Annotated in this window: 8 protein-coding genes; 5 read left to right on the top strand and 3 right to left on the bottom strand. The window is 60.0% G+C overall.

All coding sequences use genetic code 11. From position 1 onward, the window contains the following. Both AWB81_RS39045 and AWB81_RS39040 read right to left on the bottom strand, forming a co-directional pair. Positions 1-1,298: methyltransferase domain-containing protein (locus AWB81_RS39045; protein WP_235026149.1), on the bottom strand; the 1,298-nt coding region annotated here is incomplete at its 3' end. A 63-nt stretch (positions 1,299-1,361) separates the two neighbouring features. Continuing rightward, a complete protein-coding gene (locus tag AWB81_RS39040) occupies positions 1,362-2,294 on the bottom strand; it encodes a hypothetical protein (RefSeq protein ID WP_235026148.1) in 933 nt (310 codons plus the stop codon). A 385-nt stretch (positions 2,295-2,679) separates the two neighbouring features. On the opposite strand from AWB81_RS39040, the gene AWB81_RS39035 reads away from it, so the two are divergent. From AWB81_RS39035 to AWB81_RS39005, 5 genes are all read left to right on the top strand, one after another. Next, positions 2,680-3,117, top strand: a complete 438-nt coding sequence (locus AWB81_RS39035; RefSeq protein WP_062643556.1) for a hypothetical protein — start codon at positions 2,680-2,682, stop codon at positions 3,115-3,117. 336 nt (positions 3,118-3,453) lie between these two features. Next, entirely contained in the window at positions 3,454-4,665 is a 1,212-nt protein-coding gene (locus AWB81_RS39025) for a DUF1173 family protein (protein WP_062643552.1), read from the top strand. 130 nt (positions 4,666-4,795) lie between these two features. Next, positions 4,796-5,239 carry a hypothetical protein gene (locus AWB81_RS39020; protein WP_062643561.1) on the top strand — a complete coding sequence of 148 codons (444 nt, stop codon included), beginning with the start codon at positions 4,796-4,798 and terminating at the stop codon, positions 5,237-5,239. Positions 5,240-5,607: 368 nt separating this feature from the next. Then, a complete protein-coding gene (locus tag AWB81_RS49220) occupies positions 5,608-6,000 on the top strand; it encodes a DUF7682 family zinc-binding protein (protein ID WP_062643549.1) in 393 nt (130 codons plus the stop codon). A 120-nt stretch (positions 6,001-6,120) separates the two neighbouring features. Then, a complete protein-coding gene (locus AWB81_RS39005) occupies positions 6,121-6,786 on the top strand; it encodes a Lar family restriction alleviation protein (RefSeq protein ID WP_062643547.1) in 666 nt (221 codons plus the stop codon). 354 nt (positions 6,787-7,140) lie between these two features. Here the strand turns inward: AWB81_RS39005 and AWB81_RS39000 are convergent. After that, positions 7,141-7,439: helix-turn-helix domain-containing protein (locus tag AWB81_RS39000; protein ID WP_327373307.1), on the bottom strand; the 299-nt coding region annotated here is incomplete at its 5' end.

The raw sequence follows: 7,439 nt of genomic DNA, 5'->3' as shown, positions 1-7,439 counted from the left end.
ATGAGCGGACTGGCCCAGCGCGTCGCGTCAACCTTGTGGGTCTCCTTTGCGATGCCCGACACCTGATCCCGCGACCCCGCACCAGTCGTCCACGCCACATGCCGCAACGGTATCGCCTGGCGCACGTTGCGTTGCATGCGTCTCCCGAAGTGCTCCATGAAGCCGGGCGCCAGTTGCGGCTCGCCACCGACGCTGCGGATTCGATCGAGCAACTGATCGAGCGCCGCGACCGGATCGTCCTGCACAAGATACGTTTCCATATCCAGCAAGCCTTGCCCCGAGTAACGGAAGCCACGCGGCAGCCGGTGGCCGTCGCGCGAATAGATGCGCTTCACGAGAACCGCGTTGAGCACCATCGCTTCGTTGAAGCCACAGGCAAAGGACAAACGAATGCGCCGGCCATCGTGCGACACCTTGACCGACTTGTCGCCGGTCACCGCACGCGTGATGAACGGCACGCTGTCATCGAGCTTCTGCAGTCGCAGCCGCGCCTCACCAAAGGAGCGATCTTCGAAGTGCAGCCCGAGATCCGGGCCGGGCTTCGCCAGATCGTCGACGAGCGCACGCACGAAGTCCGAGGGACGATCGCGGTAGCGGTCGAACACCACAACCGCCGTTCGCACGTTCGCGCCCTCGAGCTTGAACGCGTCCGCCGGCAATTCGAACAGGCCCGCCGCGCGCCGCTTCAGACGGTCGCCCTGCTCGCCCGCAATCATCGACTCAGCAGTCGAGATCGGCAGCAGCGCGACGACAATGTTCGCCGCCTCCAGAGCCTGATGCACCGCGTAGTCGTGGCTCAACGCGCTGGTGTGCGCGCCGTACCGGCCCCACGTCGTGCATTCGAGCGTCTGCAGATGCGGTGATTCGAGGTGGGTCGAGAACGGCGGATTGATGAGTGCGATATCGAAGCGCGTCGGATGAATGTCCTCCATGCCGGCTTGCCGGAACTCGCAATGAAACCCCGCGTCCTCAAACACATTCTGACACTGCTGGATGACATCGGCGTGGACATCGACACCGTACAAGGCATGGCGTTCCGGGTCCGCGTACTGAAGCAGCCGACCGGAGCCGACCGAGTTATCCAGGACGCGGATACGCCGATTCACCTTCCAGCCGCTCACGAAGCTCCACATGAATGCCGCGATCGCATCCGGCGTGAAGAACTGGCCGAGGTGCAGCCGACGCGCGGCGGCCAGCTCGCCCTGATGGGCAATCGACGGCGCCTGCGATCCCAAACTTCTGATCGCACGCAACGGCTCGTACCAATCTGGCTCAAGCGAAAACAGATCTCTCTGCATGAATTGCCTCTAGAAATAAAAAGACCCGCCGGAGCGGGTCGAAACGATGGGAAGGTGGATGCGTCAGTACCGGTCGCGCGAGGCGAGGTATTCCGCACCAAACTCACTAATGAAGAGGGACAGCGCGTCGCCCACGTCGTGAGCGAACTTGAACTGCCACTTGTCGTTGAACATCACGATCTCCAGCCCCGTGAACGATAGTTTTTCGCGGGTGGAAAACGTCAGCCGGTGAACGCTGAAATTGCGCAGTTGCATCGCCAGCGCGCCGAACTGATGCTTCTTCGCGAAGGTCGCCAGGCCGTCGAAGGTTGAGACCACTGCTTGCAGAGACGAGTAATAAACCTCGCGTTGACCCTTTGAATGGAAGGACGATTGAGAGGTAACGCGCTTTTCCAATATGACCGCGCTGCTGGTGCGCTTGATCTCGGTATCGGGCTTGAGCCAAAAGCCGTTGATGATGGCCTTGGCTGCCTGCTCGAACGCGACGCGCTCACCAGCTTCACCGCCGAACGTTCGCTCGAGGTGTTGCCAGAAGCCATCCAAGTCAGGGACGTTGCCCTTCCTCAGAGCTTGCCCAACATCAACGCCACTTCGATCGAGTTCGTGATTCTGATCGATCTCAATTCTGCCGCCGGCGGGCGCGAACTTGCGACTTGCCTCCATCACAAGCCGCGAGAGCAGCCTGAGACAGAACGTTTCCAGCTCGCGCTCGACTTTGTATTCGCTTCGGGCTTCCATCGCCGAATACTCGGTCAGTCCGTCCGAAAAGACGTCGCGCTCCGCTTGAACGACAGCGCCGTAGGCTGCTGCTGCCGCGGTTTGTGCCGTCTTGAATTGCTCGATCAACTGTGTGTACATGCGATTGCTCCAAAAGGTGAGCAGGCGCACGCCCGCCAATGGGACATGCCCCTGCGGGTTGAGATAGGAAAATTGATTGCGCGGTGAGCTCGTGGAGCGCCGCAACGTCGATGCGCGAGATGCGCGGGTGATCGACAAACGATACCTGCTGGAGACTGCTCATACAGGCAGAAAGACGACCATTTGATGGTGCCTCTCGCCAAACGCTTCCGAAAGATATCCCCAGTTTCTCTGGATAAGCCTGGGGATACCTATTTCGGCTGCAATCACCGGTCGGGAGTGCGGTCCTGGCGCTGGTGCCGACCAACGCTATCCGGATAGCAGCCGTTTCGGGAAATGACGCACAAAAACATTTAGCTTTCGCCCGCGTGCATTACGCCGCGCTTTCGGCTCGGCGATCAAACAGTCGGTACGGCCGGCGAATGACGCCTCATTCGGGGCGTCTTTCGGACACCGTTGCTCGCGGCGTCCGACGAAAATTGGGCACCGAATCTGCAATGCATAAAAAACAATCACCGACGTTATGAAGCTCAGTCACATCATCACCGTCGCCATACTGTGCGCATCCGCTGTTAGCTCAGTGGCAGGGGTCGGCTTGGTCGCTCGCCAATTCACGATTGAGCGCACCGCCGTGCAGGTCGTCGTCAACACGGCGGTCGTTGAACGCATGCAGGGTGTTTCCGACGCAGTCGAATATCTGTCAGCGACGGACCAACATTCGTTGCTTGAGAAATATGGCTTTTCCGATCGCGATGCATTCGACGAGGCGTTGCGAGATAGGCGTCGGGAACTTGGCGAGGCGCAGCAAGTGCGGGCGGACACGCTCAGGGCAAACGACAAGCGTTTGGCGGGCTTGCTGGCTGCGTGTGCCTTTGCAGGCATCGCAGCGCTAATGGGAGCAATCGCCACCTACGACATAGCGGCCACTCGGAAGCAGCGGGTGGCGGCCGTCACACCTTAAGGCGATTCGGCCGCTTCTTCGCAATGATGAACTTGATTGTTGTCAGCTTCGATGATTTCACTCAAGACCCGGCGGGCGCGCGCGCTGACTCGACACCGTGCGCTGGCTTCCCGGACAGCTGGCTCGACGCGTTGGTCGGAACAGGTCAAGTTTTCTCGCGCGATTACGCGGCGCCCGGTGCGGTGTCGACCGTTGGACTCCATTTCCCGAGCAGCGACCATGCCGAGCAGTTTTGCCTGTGCGTTCGCAAAGCGGCGAGCCTGCTAGGCACGCGCGCTCACGTTCACAAGGTTCCGATTGAGCAAGCGCATTCGACGTTGCGCGAGGTGAAGGGGTATGACGCTCGTTTCGTTTGACGGCATAACCGTAGCGCTCACTGAGGTTCAAGACAACCCCGCAAAGTATGCGCGAGCGCTCGAGCGAGCCAAGAAGGTCCCGGGGCACGCCGTTTGCCGCTGCCTGCCCGAATCGCCGAGGGCGCCCTTACGTCTAGTCATCCGGCGTTACGGGGCACTTTTCCATCTCGCGAGGTGGCCTGACGATGGTCACCGGCACAACGCCAAGACTTGCTCGTTCTATCGCGCGGTGTCCCAGCCAGACAGAAGCAGCAGTGACACGCTGGCCGCGATTCGCACCATTGCTGGTGGGCTGGACGTCAAGCTGAGCACTTCGCTGTCGGTCCGCACCGTTGGTCAATCGACGCGGCAGTCATCTGACCAGACCTCGAGCGGCACTTCGCGCCGCCCTGCCCCGCTGCTCGGCTTCCTGCAACGAGTATGGGAGGATGCAGGACTGAACGAGTGGGCGGGCGCGCCCTCGCGTGGGTGGGGCGCCTGCAATGCGCAACTTCTCTCCGTGCTCGGGGACGGAAAGCTTAACGGCAAATCCATGCAAGATGTGCTTCACGTCATGCGCCGATACGACGATGCTGACAGTTCGTCTGTGCTCGCCGAGTTCCAGTCATTCCTGGATCGAATAGTCACAACCCCGGCCCGGTCCAACCGCGGTCTTCTCATTGCCGAACTTCGCAGCGTCGAACCATCGAGATACGGATTCGTCGTCAGACTGCGCCAGACTAGGGAGACGTTCTTTGCGTCGAAAGCGGTGATTGACTCTGCCGCTGATTCGTTCCGGTCGGCGTGGGCCATGATCGGCGACGCTTGCGCTCGGGTGGTGACACTGGCCGTTATCGAGCGGACAAAAGAGGGCAACCTCCGGATCGTCGACTGCGCGCTGCAACTGTGCAACAGCACCTTCCTACCCTGCGACTCGAGCTTCGAGGTTGCAATGGCGAACCGGCTTGTGGCGCAACGCCGTCGGTTCGTAAAGCCCATGCGGCTCGAACGGGGAGATGCGATGCTGCCCGACTTCAGGCTGACCGATACGACCGTGCCCACAGCGATAGAGGTATACGGCATGCAAGGCAACGCGCAATACATGGCAAGGAAAGCCGAAAAACAGGCGTTGTACGCGCGCGAACGGACGCCATGCGTCGAATGGGTGCCCCCCGACGATCTGGCTTCAGTTCGACTTCCCGACGGAGCTTGACACGGCGCTTTGCCGCGATAGCGTGAGCGCATCTATAACCGCCGAAGGCCTCATGGACTCGAACTCTTTTTTCCTCAAGCGCGCTGTCGCGCGTGATTCCGACTGGCAGGTGAGCTATCCGGCACTGTCGATGGCGAGCTCCATCGACGCGGTCGACGAGCGGCGAAAACAGATCGTCGTCGCGGCCGCGGACGAGACAAACTTGCGCATGGTCTTCTTCAGCTCGCTCGGTGCAATCCTGGATTTCCAGGCTTCTTGGACGGAAATCGACGCGGGCGCGCGTGGCTGGCTCGCATTCACGATTCGTTGGAACCGATGGTGGTTGCCGAGCCTCAAGGACGCTCAGTGGATTGAACACAATGCTTTCGCGCCGACCGACCTTCGTTTCGCCAATCGGGACGTCGAAGGCGGGCCAACTGACACGACGTCGTTCCGCCGGTATCTGGACGCGGTCGAGCTTCAATACCGACGCGACGAAACAGTCTCGCGCGTTTTGTTCCCCGACGGCTTGTACCGCGGGGATTCAGCGACGCACCTTCACGTTGACGGCCAGCATCCTTCACTGCCCGAATGAGTCGCGTCATCCCCTTCAGGCGCGTACCGGTCATCATCGAGAAGCGCGCGTTGCCCTCGGGTGTTTGCGCTCATCGCCGCATCCGGCTCGAACCTCACGGCGGCGTCGTGACTTGCGTCGATTGCAATGCAACGCTCGCGCCCTTCTGGGCGCTGTCCATGCTGTCCGAGCAGTACAGCCTTGCTATGTCTCAGATCGAGCGACTGACCACCCGGCTATCCCTCGCCGACGCTCGAGTGCTTGAACTGTCTGCCGAACTTGACGCATTCGCTCGGAAAGAAAGCCCTTCAAATCCGTCGTCTACCGAGCCTTGACGGGATGCCGAAAGATGGTGCAATAGCCTCATCGGCAACCTTATTGAATGCATCATGAAACAGACGTTTTCGTGCGGTCACACCGGCAAAGGGAAGTATTGCCACGCATGCGCAGCCGCGGAAAAGCAAAAAGCAGAACAGCGCCTTGCCCTCGAGCAAAAGCGCGCGGCAAAGCAGTCACACGCCGACGATCCCATCGACCTGTCCATCGTCCGGCACTTGGCCGCAGTCCAACGAGAAGCCAGGGAGCTGCTCGGGAAAGTCAGTAACGGCGTGCACCCGTTGTCGCTCGACGGCAAATACCTGAGATCGACAGCCGGCAAAGTACTATCAGTCCCCGTCGGCCGCTCGTATCGGCTCCTTTTCGACGCGCCGTCGCTTACGCCCTTACGTCTCGTCAGTCACGAGCAGTACAACGCAATCGCGGCAAATCGCGTAGCGGCTTAGACTGTAAGCTTTTGTTAAGGTCAGCGTTTCCCACTAATTCGGCGAGAACGGCCGTAGCTATAATGCTTCACGCCCACATTTATTCGCCGGCCCTCGGCGAGCGCCCCGGACCACGCTGCCATGACTGACGAGTTGTTCCCCTGCGACCATTGCGGTGGAAAATGGGCCTTCGGCTATTCTCACCGGCTACTTAAACGCCCGTCCGCACCCGCTATCGATTACCTAGCCGCGGACGCGAGCGTCGCGCCGGACATGAACGATCTCGAGGCGCGCTCGCTGTATGCGATCCCGCAGGAAAAAGTCTGCTGCGTTTTCTGCGAAGAGTGTGGAATGCAGACACCCTGGATCGCGATCGGGAACGACCGGCACGCCGCTCTTGAACAGGCCGGCACCATCTGGAACGCCCGCACGAGGCGGCCGGCCGCGAAAGAGGGCGACCTGTTGAAACTGATAAGGAAAGAGCTCAGCGCCGTCGACGCTCCTTTCCTAATTGACCTGCTGGCCAGAACCGAAGGTGACTGGGAGAAGCGCGGCCCCGTTTTCGCCATGCTCGCCAGGAAGATCGTCGACAGCAAGATCACCCTCAGTGATTTTTGGCCCGTTGACACCGTCCTCAACGATGCAGCCCGCTATCGAAAACTCCAGCAGTTGGCCAAACGCATTTACATCGACGGTATCGCTTCGATCCAGTTTCCGCGCATCCCGGCCACAGGCGGTGACGAAGGAAACTTCGAGAACAGCATCAACCTGGCTGTCGACGATCTGCCAGATCGAAACCGTTGGTGACTTGACTCCGCGACGCGCCGGTCATACTGAAGGTAATTCGGTCGTCCGGCCGGAATCAACAACGGAAAGATAATGTCGCCCATCCAATACTTTGTTGCAGCTTACCGCTTTCGCGCCAAGCTGGCCCCGCAAATCGCGACCGTCGTCGCGCTCGGAGCGATCCTCACATATCACGCACTCACGAGCCCACAACTTAACTGGCTCTTGGGATAAGCGGCCTTGGCAACGCTATCCGGATAGCGTCCACCCCGTAACTCGCGCGGTCCTAGTCCGTTGTTTTTTAAGGGTATGGTGTCTGTTACAAAATGTGCCACATAGTTACCCCCCCCTTTTGTGGCACACTTTTTATCCCTTCTAGGGCGCGACAGGCAGTCTACTTGCACCGTCCTGCTCGCGTAGTGCGGTTTCGTGGGGCATCCCGCTAGCCCCCGGCTTGTCCGCTGCTAGAGTCCGGTACACCTTCTGCCTCGAGATGCCCAGTGACTTGGCCGCGGCAGAAATATTTCCTTCTGCTGCAGCGATAGCATCGCGAACCTGATCGGCGGAGACCTTCGGTGACGTGAGTTGCCTCTGGACGAAATAGCTCGACAGGTAAGCACCGGCCTTTTGCGCTTTACTGTGGCCGGCCGCCTCTACCACGGCTTGCATCGCTT

It is taken from the genome of Caballeronia arationis, assembly GCF_001544975.2.
GTDB lineage: Bacteria > Pseudomonadota > Gammaproteobacteria > Burkholderiales > Burkholderiaceae > Caballeronia > Caballeronia arationis.
Note: the sequence above shows the minus strand (reverse complement) of the source record. Positions and strands in the feature narration are given on the sequence as shown.